This is a genomic window from Kineococcus auxinigenes, from assembly GCF_050871525.1.
Taxonomy (GTDB): domain Bacteria; phylum Actinomycetota; class Actinomycetes; order Actinomycetales; family Kineococcaceae; genus Kineococcus.
This window is the reverse complement of record NZ_JBKBCT010000039.1, coordinates 1-17529: the sequence shown is the minus strand read 5'-3', so window position 1 is coordinate 17529 and position 17529 is coordinate 1. Positions and strand designations below refer to the sequence as shown.

The 17529-nt window shown below is 76.9% G+C and carries 22 protein-coding genes and 1 pseudogene; 13 read left to right on the top strand and 10 right to left on the bottom strand.

The genetic code is table 11. From position 1 onward, the window contains the following. Positions 1-14: 14 nt before the first annotated feature. Together ACRYR9_RS11945 and ACRYR9_RS11940 are read right to left on the bottom strand one after the other, a co-directional pair. Entirely contained in the window at positions 15-578 is a 564-nt protein-coding gene (locus tag ACRYR9_RS11945; protein WP_432540192.1) for a tetratricopeptide repeat protein, read from the bottom strand. A gap of 101 nt (positions 579-679) precedes the next feature. After that, positions 680-1519, bottom strand: a complete 840-nt coding sequence (locus tag ACRYR9_RS11940) for an exodeoxyribonuclease III (protein ID WP_432493378.1) — start codon at positions 1517-1519, stop codon at positions 680-682. 71 nt (positions 1520-1590) lie between these two features. Here ACRYR9_RS11940 and pyrE point away from each other — a divergent pair, with 71 nt between their 5' ends. From pyrE to ACRYR9_RS11925, 3 genes are read left to right on the top strand one after another with little or no spacing between them, the layout of a single operon-like run. Next, positions 1591-2166, top strand: a complete 576-nt coding sequence (gene pyrE / locus ACRYR9_RS11935; protein WP_432493376.1) for an orotate phosphoribosyltransferase — start codon at positions 1591-1593, stop codon at positions 2164-2166. Positions 2167-2168: 2 nt separating this feature from the next. Then, the gene (locus ACRYR9_RS11930; protein WP_432493442.1) at positions 2169-2531 is read left to right on the top strand and encodes a hypothetical protein; all 363 of its coding nucleotides are present in this window, start codon (positions 2169-2171) and stop codon (positions 2529-2531) included. Positions 2532-2578: 47 nt separating this feature from the next. Beyond that, entirely contained in the window at positions 2579-3409 is an 831-nt protein-coding gene (locus ACRYR9_RS11925) for a putative RNA methyltransferase (protein ID WP_432493432.1), read from the top strand. Between the two features lie 108 nt (positions 3410-3517). Here the strand turns inward: ACRYR9_RS11925 and ACRYR9_RS11920 are convergent, their stop codons facing one another. From ACRYR9_RS11920 to ACRYR9_RS11895, 6 genes are all read right to left on the bottom strand, one after another. Further along, a complete protein-coding gene (locus ACRYR9_RS11920) occupies positions 3518-4153 on the bottom strand; it encodes a YigZ family protein (RefSeq protein WP_432493374.1) in 636 nt (211 codons plus the stop codon). Beyond that, entirely contained in the window at positions 4150-4773 is a 624-nt protein-coding gene (locus tag ACRYR9_RS11915; protein ID WP_432493372.1) for a DedA family protein, read from the bottom strand. Before ACRYR9_RS11915 ends, ACRYR9_RS11920 begins: the two co-directional genes overlap by 4 nt. 36 nt (positions 4774-4809) lie before the next feature. Continuing rightward, positions 4810-5256: an acyl-CoA thioesterase gene (locus ACRYR9_RS11910; RefSeq protein ID WP_432493370.1), complete on the bottom strand. Its 447-nt coding sequence runs from the start codon at positions 5254-5256 to the stop codon at positions 4810-4812. Between the two features lie 23 nt (positions 5257-5279). Next, positions 5280-6014: a DedA family protein gene (locus ACRYR9_RS11905; protein WP_432493368.1), complete on the bottom strand. Its 735-nt coding sequence runs from the start codon at positions 6012-6014 to the stop codon at positions 5280-5282. A gap of 146 nt (positions 6015-6160) precedes the next feature. Beyond that, positions 6161-7279, bottom strand: a complete 1119-nt coding sequence (locus ACRYR9_RS11900) for a Gfo/Idh/MocA family protein (RefSeq protein WP_432493366.1) — start codon at positions 7277-7279, stop codon at positions 6161-6163. Further along, positions 7276-8028, bottom strand: a complete 753-nt coding sequence (locus tag ACRYR9_RS11895) for a sugar phosphate isomerase/epimerase family protein (RefSeq protein WP_432493364.1) — start codon at positions 8026-8028, stop codon at positions 7276-7278. The genes ACRYR9_RS11900 and ACRYR9_RS11895 overlap by 4 nt, the downstream gene beginning before the upstream one ends. Before the next feature lie 139 nt (positions 8029-8167). Here ACRYR9_RS11895 and ACRYR9_RS11890 point away from each other — a divergent pair, with 139 nt between their 5' ends. The 9 genes and pseudogenes from ACRYR9_RS11890 to ACRYR9_RS11850 all read left to right on the top strand — a co-directional run bounded on the left by ACRYR9_RS11890 (position 8168) and on the right by ACRYR9_RS11850 (position 14934). Beyond that, the gene (locus ACRYR9_RS11890; RefSeq protein WP_432493362.1) at positions 8168-8560 is read left to right on the top strand and encodes an ankyrin repeat domain-containing protein; all 393 of its coding nucleotides are present in this window, start codon (positions 8168-8170) and stop codon (positions 8558-8560) included. Between the two features lie 58 nt (positions 8561-8618). After that, complete coding sequence (locus ACRYR9_RS11885; protein WP_432493360.1) at positions 8619-9029, top strand: TOBE domain-containing protein; 411 nt, start codon at positions 8619-8621, stop codon at positions 9027-9029. Further along, complete coding sequence (modA, locus tag ACRYR9_RS11880; protein ID WP_432493358.1) at positions 9026-9805, top strand: molybdate ABC transporter substrate-binding protein; 780 nt, start codon at positions 9026-9028, stop codon at positions 9803-9805. The genes ACRYR9_RS11885 and modA overlap by 4 nt, the downstream gene beginning before the upstream one ends. After that, the gene (locus tag ACRYR9_RS11875) at positions 9802-10626 is read left to right on the top strand and encodes an ABC transporter permease (RefSeq protein ID WP_432493356.1); all 825 of its coding nucleotides are present in this window, start codon (positions 9802-9804) and stop codon (positions 10624-10626) included. The genes modA and ACRYR9_RS11875 overlap by 4 nt, the downstream gene beginning before the upstream one ends. 14 nt (positions 10627-10640) lie before the next feature. After that, a pseudogene (locus ACRYR9_RS11870) lies at positions 10641-11105 on the top strand (ATP-binding cassette domain-containing protein); the annotation flags it as partial. Between the two features lie 6 nt (positions 11106-11111). Continuing rightward, positions 11112-11717, top strand: coding sequence for a TOBE domain-containing protein (locus ACRYR9_RS11865; protein ID WP_432493430.1), 606 nt, complete (start codon positions 11112-11114; stop codon positions 11715-11717). 74 nt (positions 11718-11791) lie between these two features. Beyond that, positions 11792-12676, top strand: a complete 885-nt coding sequence (locus ACRYR9_RS11860; RefSeq protein ID WP_432493354.1) for an ABC transporter ATP-binding protein — start codon at positions 11792-11794, stop codon at positions 12674-12676. Further along, positions 12673-13866 (top strand): ABC transporter permease, encoded by a 1194-nt coding sequence (locus ACRYR9_RS11855; protein ID WP_432493352.1) that lies wholly within the window; start codon positions 12673-12675, stop codon positions 13864-13866. The genes ACRYR9_RS11860 and ACRYR9_RS11855 overlap by 4 nt, the downstream gene beginning before the upstream one ends. A gap of 57 nt (positions 13867-13923) precedes the next feature. Next, entirely contained in the window at positions 13924-14934 is a 1011-nt protein-coding gene (locus ACRYR9_RS11850; RefSeq protein WP_432493350.1) for an ABC transporter substrate-binding protein, read from the top strand. Here the strand turns inward: ACRYR9_RS11850 and ACRYR9_RS11845 are convergent. Further along, a complete protein-coding gene (locus tag ACRYR9_RS11845) occupies positions 14856-15743 on the bottom strand; it encodes a class II glutamine amidotransferase (RefSeq protein WP_432493348.1) in 888 nt (295 codons plus the stop codon). The genes ACRYR9_RS11850 and ACRYR9_RS11845 overlap by 79 nt on opposite strands. Positions 15744-15838: 95 nt before the next feature. Beyond that, complete coding sequence (locus ACRYR9_RS11840) at positions 15839-16678, bottom strand: PhzF family phenazine biosynthesis protein (RefSeq protein ID WP_432493346.1); 840 nt, start codon at positions 16676-16678, stop codon at positions 15839-15841. A 68-nt stretch (positions 16679-16746) separates the two neighbouring features. On the opposite strand from ACRYR9_RS11840, the gene ACRYR9_RS11835 reads away from it, so the two are divergent. Beyond that, positions 16747-17388, top strand: a complete 642-nt coding sequence (locus tag ACRYR9_RS11835; RefSeq protein WP_432493344.1) for a TrmH family RNA methyltransferase — start codon at positions 16747-16749, stop codon at positions 17386-17388. Positions 17389-17529: the final 141 nt, after the last annotated feature.

Genomic DNA, 17529 nt, shown 5'->3' with positions numbered 1-17529 from the left:
CCGGCCGCCGCGCCTCAGTCCAGCGCGGGGGCCGGCGCCGGGACGCCCAGCGCCTCGCGCAGGTCCACCGAGCGCAGGTCCACCGGGCGCGAGGGGCCGCGACCGCGGCGCATCGCCGCCAGCAGCACCTCCGTGGCCTCCTCGTCCCCGGCGCAGCGGAAGAGCCCGGCCGTCCACACCCGGGCGGCGTCGTCGTACTGGTGGTGCCGGGCCAGCTCCTCGCCGAGGAGCTCGTACACCTCGGCGTCGGCCGGCCTGTCCCGCACGACCTCCTCCACCAGCACCAGCGCCTCGCGCAGGTGCCCGCACAGCAGCAGCGCCGACACCACGTAGCAACGGGTGTCCGGGGCGACGTGGTCCCCCGTCGCCAGCGCACGGCGGGCCAGCCGCAGCGCCCGGCGGGAGTCCCCGGCGTAGGCGCTGTGCTCGCTGGCCGCCACCAGCAGCCGCGCCCGGCTCACGGAGTCCCCGGGCACGCTCCTGCGCGCCCACGACTCCAGCAGCGCGGCCACGGCCCGCTGCCCGCGGGCGTCGGTGGCCGCGCTCAGCTCGACGGCCTCCAGGTCGGCGTCGTTCACAGGTGATCGCACCCTCGCGAACCTAGCCGCGCAGGTCCGGCCCGTCGCCCCCGCGGCGGGCTCGGGCCGCGGTCTTCAACCGTTCGGCGCAGTGCCGCGCGTCACACGCCCTCGGCGGCGTCGGGGGCGGCGTCGGCAGCGGGGGCGGGGCCGTCCAGCTCCACGACCACGGGCGCGTGGTCCGAGGCCCCCTTGCCCTTGCGCTCGGCGCGGTCGATCGTCGCGCCGCTGACGCGCGCCGCCAGCGCGGGCGAGCCGAGGACGAAGTCGATGCGCATGCCCTGCCGCTTGGGGAAGCGCAGCTGCGTGTAGTCCCAGTACGTGTAGGTGCCCGGGCCGGGGGCGTGCGGGCGCACCACGTCGCTGAAGCCCAGCTCCACCAGCGAGCGGAACGCCGTGCGCTCCGGCTCCGAGGTGTGCGTGGCGCCCTCGAAGACGGCCGGGTCCCACACGTCCTCGTCCAGGGGGGCGATGTTGAAGTCGCCCACGAGCGCGACCTGCGCGGCCGGGTCCCGGTCCAGCCAGCCGCGGCCCGCCTCGCGCAGCGCCTCCAGCCACAGGAGCTTGTAGGCGTAGTGCGGGTCGTCCAGGCCGCGCCCGTTGGGCACGTACAGGCTCCACACCCGCACCCCGCCGCAGGTCGCGCCGAGAGCGCGCGCCTCCACCACGGGCGGCACCCCGAACCCCGGCACGTCGGGGGAGAAGGACGTGGCCACGTCCTCCAGCCCCACCCGGGACAGCAGCGCCACCCCGTTCCACTGCGACAGGCCGTGGTGGGCGACCTCGTAGCCGACCTCGGTGAAGGCGTCGGCGGGGAACTGCTCGTCCTTGCACTTGGTCTCCTGCAGCGCGAGGACGTCGACGTCGCTGCGCTCCAGCCACGCCAGGACGCGGTCCAGGCGGGCGCGGACGGAGTTCACGTTCCAGGTGGCCAGGCGCACGGCCCGGACGTTACCGCCGCCGCAGCGCCACCGCCCGGGGCGCACCCGGCCACCGCCTAAGCTCGTGCCCCGTGAGCACCCCCACCGCCGAGCGCGAGCGCCTCGCCGCCCTCATCGCCGAGAGGGCCGTCGTGCACGGCCGCGTGACGCTGTCCAGCGGCGAGGAGGCCGACCACTACGTCGACCTGCGCCGGATCACCCTCGACGGCGAGGCGTCCGCCCTCGTCGGCCCGGTGCTGCTCGACCTCGTCGCCGACTGGGACTTCCAGGCCGTCGGCGGGCTCACCATGGGCGCCGACCCGGTGGCGCTGGCGGTGGTGCACGCCGCCAACGCGCGCGGCTGGGCGGCCGAGCACGGCGCCCCGCTGGACGCGTTCGTGGTGCGCAAGACGGAGAAGGCGCACGGGCTGCAGCGGCGCGTCGAGGGCCCCGACGTGGCCGGGCGCCGCGTGCTGGCCGTGGAGGACACCTCCACCACCGGCGGGTCCGTGCTCACCGCCGTCGCCGCGCTGCGCGAGGCCGGTGCGCAGGTCGTCGGCGTCGTCGTCATCGTCGACCGCGCCACCGGCGCGAAGGAGCGCGTGGAGGCCGAGGGGCTGCCGTACCGCGCCGCCTACTCGCTGGCGGACATCGGTCTGGGCGGCTGAGCGTGGGCACCGCCGGCACCGTCGTCCTCGTCGTCGTCCTGCTGCTCGTGGCCGTCGCGGTCGCCTACGCGGCGGCCGCGCGCGCCTCCCTGGTGCGCCTGCGGGACCTGGCCGTGGAGGCCGGCGCGCTGGCCGAGCAGCGCCGCACCCGGCTGGCCGAGCTGTCCCTGCACGCCGACGGGCAGCCCGACGAGCAGACCCGCCGGGCCGTCGCCGACGCCGAGCACCGCCTGGCCGGGGACCTCGCCTTCCACGCCGCCACCGTGCGCGCCTACGACGAGCGGCTGGCGCGCGTGCCCGCCTCCTGGGTGGGCGCGCTCACCGGCATGCACCCGCTGGGCGGGTCCGCCGAGCGCGAGCGCTGAGGGCCCTGGACACCCGCCAGTCCTCCCCGGCGGCGCTGCCCGCCGCCCTGCTGGCGGCGCTGCCCGCGCTGCGCTGCCCCGTGTGCGGGCAGCCGCTCGCCGCGCACGCGCGGCGGCTGGTGTGCCCCGCCGGGCACAGCGCCGACGTCGCCCGCCAGGGGTACGTCAACCTCACCGGTGGAGGGCGCGCGCACCCGGGCGACACCGCGGGCATGGTCGCCGCCCGCGAGCGGTTCCTGGCCGCCGGGCACTACGCGCCCGTGGCGGCGGAGCTGGCACGGCTCGCCGCCGAACTGGCGCCCGGCGCCGGCCGTGTCGTCGACGTCGGCGGCGGCACGGGGTACCACCTCGCGCACGTCCTCGACGCGCTGACCGGCGCGGACGGGGTGTGCCTGGACACCTCGGCGCCCGCCCTGCGCCGCGCCGCGCGCGCCCACCCGCGGGCCGCGGCCGTCGGCGCCGACGTGTGGCGCCCGCTGCCGCTGGCCGACGGCTGCGCGGACCTGGTGACGACGGTGTTCGCCCCGCGCGGGACGGCGGAGGTCACCCGGGTGCTGCGCCCGGGCGGGACGTGGGTGGTGCTCACGCCGCTGCCGGCGCACCTGGGGGAGGTGCGCGCGGTGCTGGGGATGCTCGGGCTGGACGAGCGCAAGGACGAGCGCCTCGCGGTCGAGCTGGCCGGTCTCGTGCCGGCCGCCGTCCGGGAGCTGAGCGTGCTGCGACCGTTGGGGCGCGAGGCGCTGCGCGACCTGGTGCTCATGGGACCCAGCGCGCACCACGTGGACGAGGCGGGCCTGGACGAACGCCTGGCCGCCCTGCCGGAGGTCGTGGACGTCACCGTCGCCGTGCGCCTGACCGCCGTCACCCGCCCCGCCTGACCGCCTCCCTCCCTCGCACTCTTCCCCTCCCTCGGTGATCTTGCGTGGTTGAGGGCTCAAGCGTGCAAGATCACCGCTGGTGTCGTGCGGACGCGGAGGAGGAGAGGGTCAGGGGAGGGGGCGGACGGCGGGGCCCAGGGGGGTGAGGTCGGTGGCGGCGGGGGGCAGGCCCGCGGCGGCCAGGTCCGCCGCCAGCGCCTCGCGCCCGCCGGCCGGCACCGCCACCACCGCGCGCCAGCCGTCCGCGCCCCACTCGACGTCCTCGACGGCGTGCCGGCGGCGCAGCTCGGCCTCCACGCGCCCGGCCCCGGCCAGGTCGGCGCGCACCTGCACCAGCTCCACCCGGTGCCGGCGCAGCACACCCGCCTCGGCCAGCGCCCCGGCCACCGCGCCGCCGTAGGCGCGCACCAGCCCGCCGGTGCCCAGCAGCACCCCGCCGAACCAGCGGACCACCACCGCCACCGCGCCCGTCACGCCGGCGCCGTCGAGCGCGGCGAGCATCGGCGCCCCGGCTGTGCCGGCGGGCTCACCGTCGTCGCTCGAGCGCCGCACCTCCCCGTCGTCGCCCAGCACCCGCGCCGAGCAGTGGTGCCGCGCGCCGGGGAACTCCCGGCGCACGGCCGCCACGACGGCGTCGGCGGCGGCCTCGTCGGGCACCGGCTGGAGCACGCACAGGAAGCGGGAGCGCTCCACGACCGTCTCCGTGCGCACCGCGCGCGCCGGCACGGGACGCGGTGCGCTCACCGGGTGCGCGCCGTGCGGCGCCGCCGCAGCGCCCCGGCGATCGGCGCGACGATCGAGAAGACGATCGCGGTGCCGGCGATCGCGTACGCCAGAGTGCGGATCCACGGCAGCGAGTCGGCGGCGTACCCGGCGAGCACGAGCAGCGCCCCCCACGTCAGCGCTCCGACGACGTTGGCGCTGGCGAACGCGGCGTACGACATGGCGGCGGTGCCGGCGATGATGGGGGTGAACGCCCGCAGCCACGGGATGTAGCGGCAGCCCACGACGGCGAACCAGCCGTACTTCGCGTAGAACGCCTCCGCCCGCGGCAGGTGCTTGGCGGCCTTGCCGGCCCGGCGCAGCAGCCAGGGCCGGCCCAGGCGCCGACCGGACCAGTACCCGACGGTGTCGCCCAGGACCGCCGCGAGCGTCACCCCCACCACGAGCACCGGTAGCGAGACCGGGCTGCCGTCGCGGGCGGCCAGCAGGCCGGCGCTGAACAGGACGGTGCTGCCGGGCAACCAGAAGCCCACGAGCGTGCCCGTCTCGGCGAACACGATGCCGAAGACGAGGGCGTAGACGCCCAGGGCGCCGAGGTGCTCCAGCTGCGGGTCGGCGAGCTGCGCGAGCCAGTCGGACACCCCGCGATCCTCGCAGGCGCCGGTCGCGGCGGCTCCTCAGCCGGTCGCCGGCCCGTCGGCCAGCAGCGCCAGCCGGGCCCGCTCGGCCTCCTCGAGGCGGCGCGGGCGGCCGGCGTCGAAGTCGTAGGACACGCACGTGGTGACGGCGCGCACGTAGGTGCGGGGTCCGCCCGCGGCCGGTGCCGGCGGGTCCGGCTCGCGCACCTCGTAGCGCACCTGGAAGCTGGCGCCGCCGACGCGCTCGACCCACAGGTGCACCGCCACCGGTTCGGGGCGGTAGTCCAGCGGCAGCAGGTAGTCCACCTCGTGGCGGGCCACGACCATCCCGGTGGCGAGCATCGGCGCGGAGCCGTCCGCGGCGGGCACCCCGAAGGCGCGCACCCGCGCCTCCTCCAGCAGCCGCAGCACCTCGACGTTGTTGACGTGGCGGTAGGCGTCCATGTCGCCCCACCGCAGGGACAGCAGCTGCTCCGAGCGAGGCACCCGGCCATCCTGCCCCGGAGGTCTCAGCGGTGGTTCTCGGGGGTGACCTCGTCGACGCGCAGCGTGGTCTGGGCAGGCAGCGCGGCGGCGGCGCGGCGCTGCTTGCGGCGGGCGTTGAGGAGCTCCACGGCCACCGGGAGCACGCACAGGACCACGAGGATCAGCAGGCCCAGCTCGATGTTGTCCCGGATGAGCGGGACGCCGCCGAGCAGGTACCCCAGGAGGGTGACGCCGGTGCCCCACAGCACGGCGCCCACGGCGGAGAAGACGAAGAAGGTGCGCCGCGGCATCCGCCCGGCGCCCGCGGCGACGGTGATGAAGGTCCGCACGATCGGCACGAAGCGCGCCAGGATGATCGCCCGCGCCCCGTAGGTGGTGAAGAACGCCTGCGTCCTCTCGACGTGCCGGCGCTTGAAGATCCTCGAGCCGGGCCGGTCCAGGACGGCCGGGCCCGCCTTGCGGCCGATCTCGTAACCGAGGACGTTGCCGGCGAACGCCGCGACCGACAGCACCAGGCAGACGAACCAGATGGCGTGCGGGACGTGCCCGTCGCGGGTGAACAGGCCCAGCGTGAACAGCAGCGAGTCGCCCGGCAGGAAGAAGCCGACCAGCAGCCCGCACTCGGCGAAGACGATGGCCGCCGCGCCCCACAGCGCCGCGCCGCCCAGGGTGTCCAGCAGGGAGGTGGCCTCCAGCCAGTCCGGCAGCACGGCGTGAGCGGTGGGCACGGCAGCCGAGAGCTCGGCGAGGAGGGGCACGTGCCCAGGGTAGGTCGGCCCCCGGCGCCCGGGAACCGCCCCGGCTGAGGATCAGCCGTGAGGCGGAGGGGGAGGTCCTGCGAACGGCGGCGGGGTCCACCCGGGGGTGGACCCCGCCGCCGGGGCGGTGCGCCCGGGCCGCGTGCTCAGACGGTGCGGGCGGTGGGGTCCCAGTCCGCCGGCAGCGGCTCGGCCGCCTCGACGGTGCTGGCCACGTCGACGAACTGCCGGCTCCTGATCGACTCGTCGATGGAGACCAGCACGTCCACGACGTGGTGGGCCAGCGCGCCCTGCACGCGGTGCGGGCGCCCGGCGCGGATCGCGCGCGCCATCTCCAGCACGCCCGTGCCGCGGGTGGAGCTCGCCGTCGTGGAGGCCAGCAGCTCCCACTCCTCCGAGCCGGTGCGCCGGATGCGCACGTCGCCGTCGAAGTTGTTCGGGTCGGGCACCTCCAGGGTGGCCTCGGTCCCGGTGATCTCCACGAAGCCGTGCCGCTGCAGCGGGGAGTCGAAGCTGAGGATGCTCTGCGAGCTCTGCCCGCTCTCGAACTGCGCCAGGGCGCTGACGTGGGTGGGCACCGTCACCTCGAAGCTCTCGCCGGCCTTGGGCCCGGAGCCGATGACGCGGGAGGCGCGCGACTTCGAGCCGATCGCGGCGACCGCGGCCACCGGCCCGAACGCCTGCACCAGCAGCGTGAAGTAGTACGGGCCGATGTCGAACAGCGGGCCGGCGCCGTGCTGGAACAGGAACGCCGGGTTGGGGTGCCACGACTCCGGGCCGGGGGACTGCATGAGCGTCAGCGCGCTCAGCGGGGTGCCGATGTCGCCGCGGCGGATCGCGGCCAGCGACGCCTGCACCCCGGCGCCCAGGAAGGTGTCGGGCGCGCAGCCCAGCCGCACGCCCGCGGCGGCCGCCTGGGCGAGGAGGGTCTCGCCGCCGGCGCGGTCCAGCGCGATGGGCTTCTCGCTCCACACGTGCTTGCCGGCGGCGATGGCCGCGGAGGAGACCTCCACGTGCGCGGCGGGGATCGTCAGGTTGACGACGACCTCCACGTCGTCGTTCTGCAGGACCGCGTCGATGCCGCCGTGGTGGGGCACGCCGTGCGCCTCGGCCCGGGCCTTCGCCGCCTCGGGGAAGAGGTCGCCGATCGCGTGCACCTGCACGTCGGGGAAGGCGGTGAGGTTCTCCAGGTAGGTGCCGGAGATGACGCCGGCACCGATGATGCCGATGCCGACGGGACCGGTGCGGGGCTCGGGGGCGCTCACGCCTGCGCCCCCGTCCCGGCGAGGTAGGCGTAGCCGCCGGCGACGGCCTCGAAGACGTCGCCGGTGGTGTCGTCCAGCTCGACGACGCCCAGCTGCACGCCGGAGGAGGCGGCGAGGATCGCGGCCACGTCGATCGAGCCGGCGCCGAGGGCGACCTGGTTCTTCGTCTCGCGGGTGCCGTCGCCGTCCTTCAGGTGCACGGCCTTGACGCGCTCGCCCAGTCGGCCCAGCAGGGCCGCGGGGTCCTGGCCGCCGACGGCGACCCAGTAGGTGTCGACCTCCAGGGCGACGGCGTCGTCGAGGGAGTCGGCGAGCACCTCCAGGGCGGTGCGCCCGCCGATGAGGTTCTCCAGCTCGAACCAGTGGTTGTGGTAGCCGATGGTGACGCCGGCGTCGGCGGCGCGGCGCGCGGCGGCGTTCAGCTCGGCGGCGATGGCGGCGACGTCCTCGGCCGTGGTCCAGCGCTCGGGGTCCACGAACGGTTCCACGACGAGCGTGGTGCCGGTGGTGGCGGCGGCCGCGAGGACCTCCTCGACGTCGCCGCCGACGACCTTGGCGTGGGTGCTGGGGGCGCTCAGGCCGTGGGCGGCCAGCGCCGGGGCCAGCTTCGGCGCCCACTCGGTCAGGCCGAACGGCTCGACCTTGCGGAAGCCGATGGCGGCCAGGCGGGCCAGGGTGCCGTCGGTGTCGGCCGCGAGCGCGTCGCGGACCGTGTACAGCTGCACGGAGATCTTGTCGGTGTCGAGCACGTCGTCCTCTCGGGTCCTTCGCCGGTCGCGGCTCGGGCGGCGCGACCCGCGGGCGACGCTGCACCGAACCGGTTCAGTGCACCGTAGGGGGCGCAGCGGCCCGGGCGCCAGCCCTCCGGCCGCCGTTACCGTCGGGGTCGTGACCGCGGACCTGAGCGACGACGAGCTGCGCTTCCTGCAGGAGACCTTCGAGCTGGCGCGCGAGGGAGCCGCCGGCGCGCTGCTGGAGCGCCTGGACGCCGGGGTGCCGGTGGACCTGACGAACTCCTCCGGCGACACCCTGCTGATCCTGGCCGCCTACCACCGCCACGAGGAGCTGGTGCGGGCGCTGCTCGAGCGCGGCGCCGACCACTCCCGCGTCAACGACAAGGGCCAGACCGCGCTGGGCGCGGCCGTCTTCCGGCAGGACGAGCCGGTCGTGCGGGCCCTGCTGGCCGCCGGGGCCGACCCCGAGCTGGGCCGGCAGTCCGGCGTGGCCGTGGCGCAGGTGTTCGAGCTGCCGCAGATGCTGGCGGTCCTGCGCGGCGAGTGACGCGCCTGCGGCCACCACCGGCTCCACGCGCCGCAGGTGCGGCGCTTACGCTGCTCGCGTGCCGCAGTACCGGATCCGCGAGGTGGCCGAGCTGCTCGGCGTCTCCGACGACACCGCCCGCCGCTGGACCGAGGCCGGGGCGCTGCCCGCCGCGCGCGACGGCGCCGGGCGCCTCGTCGTGGACGGCGCCGCCCTGGCCGCCTTCGCGGTGCGCACCGCCGCCGGCGCCGCGCCCGACGCCACCGGGGTGGCGCGCTCGGCGCGCAACCGCTTCGCGGGCCTGGTCACCCGCGTCCTCGTCGACGGGGTCATGGCGCAGGTGGAGATGCAGTGCGGGCCGCACCGCGTGGTCTCCCTGATGAGCCGCGAGGCCGCCGAGGAGCTGGGCCTGCAGCCCGGCAGCCGCGCCACCGCCGTCGTCAAGGCCACCACCGTGGTCGTGGAGACCGCGGCGGGGGAGCAGGCGTGAGCGCGCGCCGCCGGGCCCCGCGCGCGCCGGCCGCCGCGGCCGCCGCCGCCCTGGTCGCCGCGCTGAGCGCCGGGTGCGCGGACGCGAACGGGGCCGGGCGAACCCTCACCGTGTTCGCCGCCGCCTCCCTGCAGGAGGTGTTCACCGAGGTGGCGCGGGACTTCGAGCGCGAGCACCCCGGCGTCGACGTCGCGCTCAGCTCCGCCGGCTCCTCCGACCTGGCGACCCAGATCACCGAGGGCGCCCCCGCCGACGTGTTCGCCTCCGCCGACGAGGAGACGGTGGCGCGCGTGACCGGCGCCGGCCTCGCCGCCGGCGAGCCCGAGGTGTTCGCCACCAACGTCCTGGCCATCGCCACCCCCGCCGGCAACCCCGCCGGCATCACCTCCTTCGCCGACCTGGCCCGGCCCGGCCAGGCGGTGGTGGTGTGCGCCCCGCGGGTGCCGTGCGGGGCCGCGGCCCGGCGCGTGCAGGAGACCACCGGCGTCGCGCTCTCGCCAGTCAGCGAGGAGTCCTCCGTCACCGACGTCCTCGGCAAGGTCACCACCGGCCAGGCCGACGCCGGCCTCGTCTACGCCACCGACGTCGCCCGCGCCGGCGACGCCGTCACCGCCGTGCCGTTCCCCGAGGCCGCCGGCACCGTCAGCACCTACCCCGTCGTCGCGCTGAGCGGGGCCGCCGACCCCGCGCTGGCCGCGCAGTTCGTCGACGCCGTCACCGGCCCGGCGGGGCGGGCGGTGCTGCTCGCCGCCGGGTTCGGGGTGCCCGCCGCGTGAGGGCGCGGGGTCACCGGGAGCGCCGCGCCGCCGCGCCCGTGGGCGGTGCGCTGCCCGCCTGGGTGCACGTGCCCGCCGCCGCCGGGGCGCTGCTCGTGCTGGTGCCCCTCGCCGCGGTCGTCGCCCGCGTGGACTGGCCGCGCTTCGGCGCGCTGGTGACCTCCCCCTCCTCCCTGGCGGCGCTGCGCCTGAGCCTGGTCACGGCCACGGCCAGCACCGCCTGCTGCCTGCTGCTGGGTGTGCCGCTGGCCCTGGTGCTGGCCCGCGCCCGCTTCCCGGGCCTGCGCGCGCTGCGCGCGCTGGTGCTGCTGCCGCTGGTGCTGCCGCCCGTCGTCGGCGGCCTGGCGCTGCTGTACGCGGTGGGCCGGCGCGGTCTGCTCGGCCCTGCCCTGGACGCCCTCGGCGTGCAGGTCGCCTTCAGCACCCTCGCCGTGGTGCTGGCGCAGACGTTCGTCTCGATGCCCTTCCTCGTCGTGAGCCTGGAGGGGGCGCTGCGCACTGCCGGGGAGCGCTACGAGCGGGTGGCCGCCACCCTGGGCGCGCGGCCGGGCCGGGTGCTGGTGCGTGTGACGCTGCCGCTGGTGGCGCCCGGGCTGGCCTCCGGGGCGGTGCTCGCCTTCGCCCGCGCCCTGGGGGAGTTCGGCGCCACCCTCACCTTCGCCGGCAGCCTGCAGGGCGTCACCCGCACCCTGCCCCTGGAGATCTACCTGCAGCGCGAGACCGACCCGGACGCCGCGGTCGCCCTCTCGCTGCTGCTGGTCGTCGTCAGCGTGCTCGTGGTGGTGGGCGTGCGCGGCCGGCCCGGGCCCCGCGTCCCGTGAGCGGCCTGGAGGTGGACGTGCGGCACGGCCCGCGCGGCCTGGCCGTGGATCTGCGGGCCGCCCCCGGCGAGGTGCTGGCCGTGCTCGGCCCCAACGGCGCGGGCAAGTCCACCCTGCTGGACCTGCTGGCCGGGCTGCTGCGCCCCACCGCCGGGCGCATCGCGCTCGGCGGGCGCGTCCTGGCCGCCGCTGGCCCCGGCCGCGAGGTCTTCGTGCCCGCCCACCGCCGCGGCGTGGCGCTGCTCGCCCAGGACCCGCTGCTCTTCCCGCACCTCCGCGTCGCCGCCAACGTCGCCTTCGGCCCCCGCAGCGGGGGCGCCCCCCGCCGCGGGGCCCGCGAGGAGGCCGCGCGCTGGCTGGACGCCGTCGGCGCCGCGCACCTCGCCGGCCGCCGCCCGCGCTCCCTCTCCGGCGGCCAGGCCCAGCGGGTCGCCCTGGCGCGGGCGCTCGCCACCGGACCGCGCCTGCTGCTGCTCGACGAGCCGATGGCCGCCCTCGACGTCACCGCCGCCCCCGAGGTGCGGCGGGTGCTGCGCGAGGTGCTGCGCGGCGACGACGCCCCCCGCGACGGCACCGTGCTCGTCACCCACGACCTGCTCGACGTCCTCGCCCTGGCCGACACCGTCGCCGTGCTCCAGGACGGGCGCGTCGCCGAGCGCGGCGCGGTGCACGACGTCCTGACCCGCCCGCGCAGCGCGTTCGCCGCCCGGGTCGCCGGGCTGGTCCTCCTCACCGGCCGCGCCACCGCCGAGGGCCTGCGCACCGCCGACGGCACGCTCGTCGCCGGCGTCGTCGACGACGACTGCCCGCCGGGGCGGGAGGCCGTCGCCGTCCTGGACCCCGCCGCCGTCGCCGTGCACGCCACCGAGCCCGCCGGGCCCGCGAGCGGCACCCGCAACCGCTGGCGCGTCACCGTCACCCAGCTGGAGCCGCGCGGGCGGGCTGTGCGGGTGCGCGCGTGCCGCGGGCCGCTGGAGCTGTTCGCCGACGTCCCCGTGGAGAGCGCCGCCGCAGCGCGCCTCGCCCCCGGTGACGAGGTCCACCTCGTCGCCGAGGCCGCCGCGGTGCGGGTGCACGCCGCCGGCGGCTGAGGGGGCCGAGCGGCGGAGGTGCCGTGCGCCGAACGGGTGACGCGCCGGCGCGCGCGCGTCCCTACGGTCGTCCCGTGCTCGTCCTGGACTCCATCACCCGCCGCTTCGGCGACCGCCTCGCGCTGGACGCCGTGAGCCTGGCCGTGCCCGACGGGCGCATGGTGGGTTTCGTCGGCGCCAACGGCGCCGGCAAGACCACCACCATGCGCATCGCCCTGGGCGTCCTGGCTCCCGACTCCGGCACCGTGACGTTCCGCGGGCGCGTTCCCGACCTCGCCCAGCGGCGCCGGTTCGGCTACATGCCCGAGGAGCGCGGCCTCTACCCCAAGGGCCGGCTGCTGGAGCAGCTGGTGTTCCTGGCGCGCCTGCACGGCGTGGACCGCGCCGCCGCCGCCACCCGCGCGCGAGACCTGCTGGAGCGCCTCGGCCTGGGCGAGCGCGCCGCGGACAAGCTGGAGTCGCTCTCGCTGGGCAACCAGCAGCGCGTGCAGGTCGCCGCAGCCCTCGTCCACGACCCGGAGCTGCTCGTCCTGGACGAGCCGTTCTCCGGCCTGGACCCCCTCGCCGTGGACGCCATGGCGGAACTGCTGCGCGAGCGGGTCCGCGCCGGCGTCGGCGTGCTGTTCTCCAGCCACCAGCTGGACCTCGTGGACCGCCTGTGCGACGAGCTCGTCATCCTCGCCGGCGGGCGCGTCGTGGCCGCCGGGGAACCGGAGGAGCTGCGCCGGGCCCGCGCCGGCTCGCGGTACGCGCTCGCCGCGAACGGCCCGCTGGAGTGGGTGCGCGACGTGCCCGGGGTGCGCCTGGTGGACTCCGCCCCCGGTCGCGTCGTCGTCGAGGTCGAGGGCGCCGGCGCCGACCAGCGGCTGCTCGCCGAGGCGCTGCGCCGCGGCCCGGTGCGCTCGTTCGCGCCCGTCGTGCCGTCCCTGTCCGACCTGTTCTCGGAGGTGTCCCGGTGAGCGCGACCGCGAGCGTGCAGCGCCAGTGGTGGCTGGTGGCCGACCGGGAGATGCGCGAACGTCTGCGGGACAAGGGGTTCGTGTTCTCCACCCTCCTGCTCCTGGTCATCGTGCTGGCCGCGGCGTTCCTGCCGGGGCTGCTCTCCGGCGGCACCGACCGCTACGACGTGGCCGCCACCCCCGCCACCGCCCCGCTGCTGGCCGAGCGCCCCGGCGAGGGCGGCGACGTGGCCGTGACGGTCCGCGCCGTCGCCGACGCCGCGGCCGCGGAGGCCGCCGTGCGCGCCGGGGACGTCGACGCCGCGGTCCTGCCCTCGGCGGGCGGTGCCGTGCAGGTCGTGGGCGAGCGCAACGTGCCGACCGGGCTGGCGGAGGTGCTGTCCGCGCGCGTGCGGGCCGCGCAGTCGCTGGCCCTGCTGCAGGGGACGGGGGTGGACGCGGCGACCGCCGAGCAGGCCCTGAGCGCGCCGCCGCCCGCGCAGCGGCTGCTCGACCCCGATGCCGTGGACCCGTTCACGACCTACCTGCTGGGGCTGGCGTTCTCCGTCCTGTTCCTGCAGATCGTCGTCATCTTCGGCTACTCCATCGCCCAGAGCGTCGTGCAGGAGAAGCAGACCCGCGTGGTGGAGCTGCTCGTCACCACCGTGCCGGTGAACCAGCTGCTCGTCGGCAAGATCGTCGGCAACGGGCTGCTGGCGCTGGGGCAGATCGTGCTGCTGGTGGCCGCCGGCCTGGGCGGGCTGGCGATCGCCGAGCCGGAACTGCTGGCCAGCCTGCCCAGCGTGCCCACCGCCGCGGTGTGGTTCGTGGTGTTCTTCGTCGTCGGCTTCGCGATGCTCTCGTGCCTGTGGGCGGCGGCCGGGGCGATGGCCAGCCGGCTGGAGGACCTGCAGTCCACCGCCACCCCGGTGCAGATGCTCGTCATGCTGCCGTTCTTCGCGACGTTCGCCGCCAACGACCCCGGCACGCTGCAGACCGTCCTGTCGTACGTGCCGCTGTCCTCGCCGATGGTCATGCCCAAGCGGGTCCTGCAGGGCGACGTCGGCTGGTCCGAGCCGCTGGTGGCGCTGCTGGTCATCGCCGCCACCGCCGCGCTGTTCGTCGTCGTCGCCCGGCGGCTGTACGAGAACTCCCTGCTGCAGACCGGGCGCAGCCTGTCGCTGCGCTCGGCGTGGCGGCGCGCGGCCTGATCCCCGGCCGGGCCGACAGGGGACCAGGAGGGGGTGAGGTGAGGCTATCCTCGGCCCGTGCACCGTCGATCCGTCCTCACCGCGCTGGCCGCCTCCGGCGCCCTGGTCACCCTGTCCGCCTGCGGCGGTGAGGAGGACCCCGCGGCTGCGGGCTCCACCTCGTCGAGCACCTCCTCCGCCGGCGGGGGCGGCGCCTTCCCCGTGACGATCGAGCACAAGCTCGGCTCCACCGAGATCACCGCGGCCCCCGTCAAGGTCGTGACCGTCGGCTACAACGAGCAGGACTTCGTCCTGGCCCTGGGCGTCACCCCCGTGGGCACCCGCAAGACCCTCAGCTACGACTCCGCCCGGCGACCGTGGGCCCAGGACCTCCTGCCCGAGGGCGGCATCCCGGAGGTCGGTGAGGCGGAGCTCAACCTCGAGGCGATCGCCGCCCTGCAGCCCGACCTGATCATCGGGGCGTACTCCTACGTGGAGCAGGGGGTCTACGACCAGCTGAGCGCCATCGCCCCCACCATCGCCGACGTCCCCGGCCCCACCGAGGCCGCCGCCGCGACCTGGCAGGACGAGCTGCGGGTCATCGGCCGGGCCCTGGGCCGGGCCGACGAGGCGGACGCGCTGACCGAGCAGGTCGAGGCCGACTTCCAGGACGCGATCGACGCGAACCCCGGCTTCGCGGGCAAGACCGTCACCGTCGCCCTGATCATCAGCGGCCAGTACTACCTGCTGGGTGCGGGCGACCCGCGCGGCAAGTTCTTCCAGGACCTCGGCTTCGAGGGCAACCCCACCGAGGGTGAGCTCAGCGCCGAGCAGGCCTCCGTCATGGACACCGACGTGCTCGTCGTCCTGGGCGCCACCGCCGAGGAGTTCACCGCCAACGGCGCGGCCGCCGGCCTGGCGGTCGTCACCGAGGGCCGCACCGTCTACGTGCCGAGCTTCGAGGACGACTTCGCCGGCGCGCTGGGGTTCTCCAGCCCGCTGTCGCTGCCCTACGCGATCGAGCAGGCCGTCCCGGCGCTGGCCGCGGCCACGGACGGCGACCCGAGCACGGTGCCCGCGACCCTCTGACCCCGGGCGGCCGCACCCTCCAGGTCGCGCACCCGCACCTGGAGGGTGTCCAGCCGCACCGTGGTGATCGACGCCGGCGGCAGCGGCTCCCAGCCCGTGGTGTCGATGCCCGCCGAGGTGAACACCACCGCCCCGTCCGGCCGGCGCAGCAGGCTCATCCGGTAGTAGCCCTCGGCGTGGTCGCGCGGCAGGTCCGCCGGCGCCAGCCCGCTCGCGCACAGGTCCGCCAGCGGCACCGGCGAGCGCTCGCTGGCGTGCACGACGACCACCTCGTGCGCGCTCAGCAGGACCGCGTTGAGGCTGGCGCCCGGGAACGCCCCGCGCAGCCGCAGCGTCGCGCGGGCCGCGGCCGTCGTCAGGTCCGCGCCCGCGTCGGCGTACCGGCGCACCAGCGCGAAGATCCGCTCGCTGTCGGTGCCGCCGCGCACCTGCGCCAGGTGCTGCTCGCCGACCAGGTCCTCCAGCACCGGCACCGACGGCACCGAGCCGTTGTGGGCGAAGGCGACGCCGCCGTGCAGGAACGGGTGGCTGTTCTCGTGCCCGACCGTCATCCCCGACGTGGCCAGGCGCAGGTGCACCAGCCGCGCGGTGCTCGGCTGCTCCGCCAGCGCCGCCGCCCCGCGCCGCGAGCGCTGCACCGGCAGCGCGTCGCGCACCCGCCGCACCCCACCGGCCCCGTCGACCCACGCCGTGCCCCACCCGTCGGCGTGCAGGCCCGACAGGCCCCGGAACGCCGCCAGCTGCTCGGCGCCGATCAGCTCCGCGAGCGTGGTGGGGCCCGGAGCGGCGAAACCGAGGAGCCGGCACACGAGGACCTCCAGGAGCGGACGGGCGTGACCCGGGTCATCGGCGCGTCCGGGCGGCGGCTGAACCGTCCCGGAGCCGCCACCTCGCGGCCGCCGCCTCAGAGCAGGACGGTGCCCTCCACGCAGGTCGTGCTGTCCCCGCCCACCCACACCCCGCCGTCGAGCGTGCGCACCCGCACCACGCCGGCCCGGCCCACCCGGGCGCCCTGCGCGGCGGTGTAGTCCGGCGGCAGGGTGCCGTCCCCGGTGAGCCACTGGGCGATGCCGGCGTTGAGGCTGCCGGTCACCGGGTCCTCCGGCACCCCCAGCTCCGGCACGAACGCGCGCACCTCCACGGCGTGCGGCGAGCCGGCCGGGTGGGCACCGACCACCCCCAGCGGCAGGTCGCCCAGCGCGGTCGCGTCGACCTCCACCTCCAGCACCCGCTGCGCCGAGGCCAGCCGCAGCGCCGCCCAGCCGGGACCGTTGTCCACCCACCGGTGGTCCAGCACGTCCGCGCGGTCCAGGCCCAGCGCCCGCACCGCCCGCTCCAGGACGTCCCGCTCCAGCGGCCCGGTGCGCAGCAGCGGCGGCGCCGCGAAGCTCAGCGCGCTGCCGTCGCGGCGCACCGGCACCAGCCCAGCACCGCACTCCTGCACCACCACGTCCCCGCCGCGCGGGCGCCCGCCCGCCCGCAGCCAGGCGTGCGCGGACCCGAGCGTGGGGTGCCCGGCGAACGGCAGCTCCCCGCTGGGGGTGAAGATCCGCAACCGGTAGTCCGCCCCCGGATCGTCCGCCGGCAGCACGAACGTCGTCTCCGACAGGTTCGTCCACGCCGCGAAGCGCTGCATCGCCTCCGCGTCCAGCCCCTCGGCGTCCAGGACCACCGCCACCGGGTTGCCCCGGTACGGCACGGCGGAGAAGACGTCGACCTGCGCGAACGGGCGGGGGCGGGGCACGGGTACTCCTTCGGGGAGCTGAAGGGGAGCTGAAGGGGAGCTGACGGGGAGGCTGACAGGATGGCGCCGTGCCGGGCAGCGAGCAGGGGGGCGCGCCGGAGCGCGTGGTCGGGGTCGGCCCCTGGCAGGGCCCGTGGCCCCAGGACCCCCGCTACGACCCCGAGCTGCTGCGCGAGGGCGACCGCCGCAACGTCGTGGACGCCTACCGGTACTGGTCCAACGCCGCCATCGTCGCCGACCTCGACACCCGCCGGCACCCGCTGCACGTCGCGGTGGAGAACTGGCAGCACGACGCGAACATCGGCTCGGTGGTGCGCACCGCCAACGCCGTCAACGCCGCCGGGGCGCACGTCGTGGGCCACAAGCGCTGGAACCGCCGCGGTGCGATGGTCACCGACCGGTACCTGTCGGTGCACCACCACGCCGACGTGGCCGCGCTCGCGGACTGGGCGAGTGCGCGCGGCCTGCCCCTGGTGGGGATCGACAACGTCGACGGCTCGGTGCTGCTGGAGACGTACGACCTGCCCCGCGAGTGCGTGCTGCTGTTCGGGCAGGAGGGCCCGGGCCTGACGGACGAGGCGGTGGCCCGCTGCACGGACGTGCTCGCCATCGCGCAGTTCGGCTCGACCCGCTCGATCAACGTCGGCGCCGCGGCCGCCGTGGCGATGCACGCCTGGGTGCGCCGCCACGTCTTCGGCCAGCACCCCTGACCCAGCGCCCCTGACCCAGCACCCCTGACCCAGCGCCCCCTCCCGCGACCTCACCCCTCAACACCGCGGTGGGGGTGGCCCGGGGGGCGCGCCCGCCGGCCCGGTGACGGGGGGGGGGGGGGGGGGGGGGGGGGGGGGGGG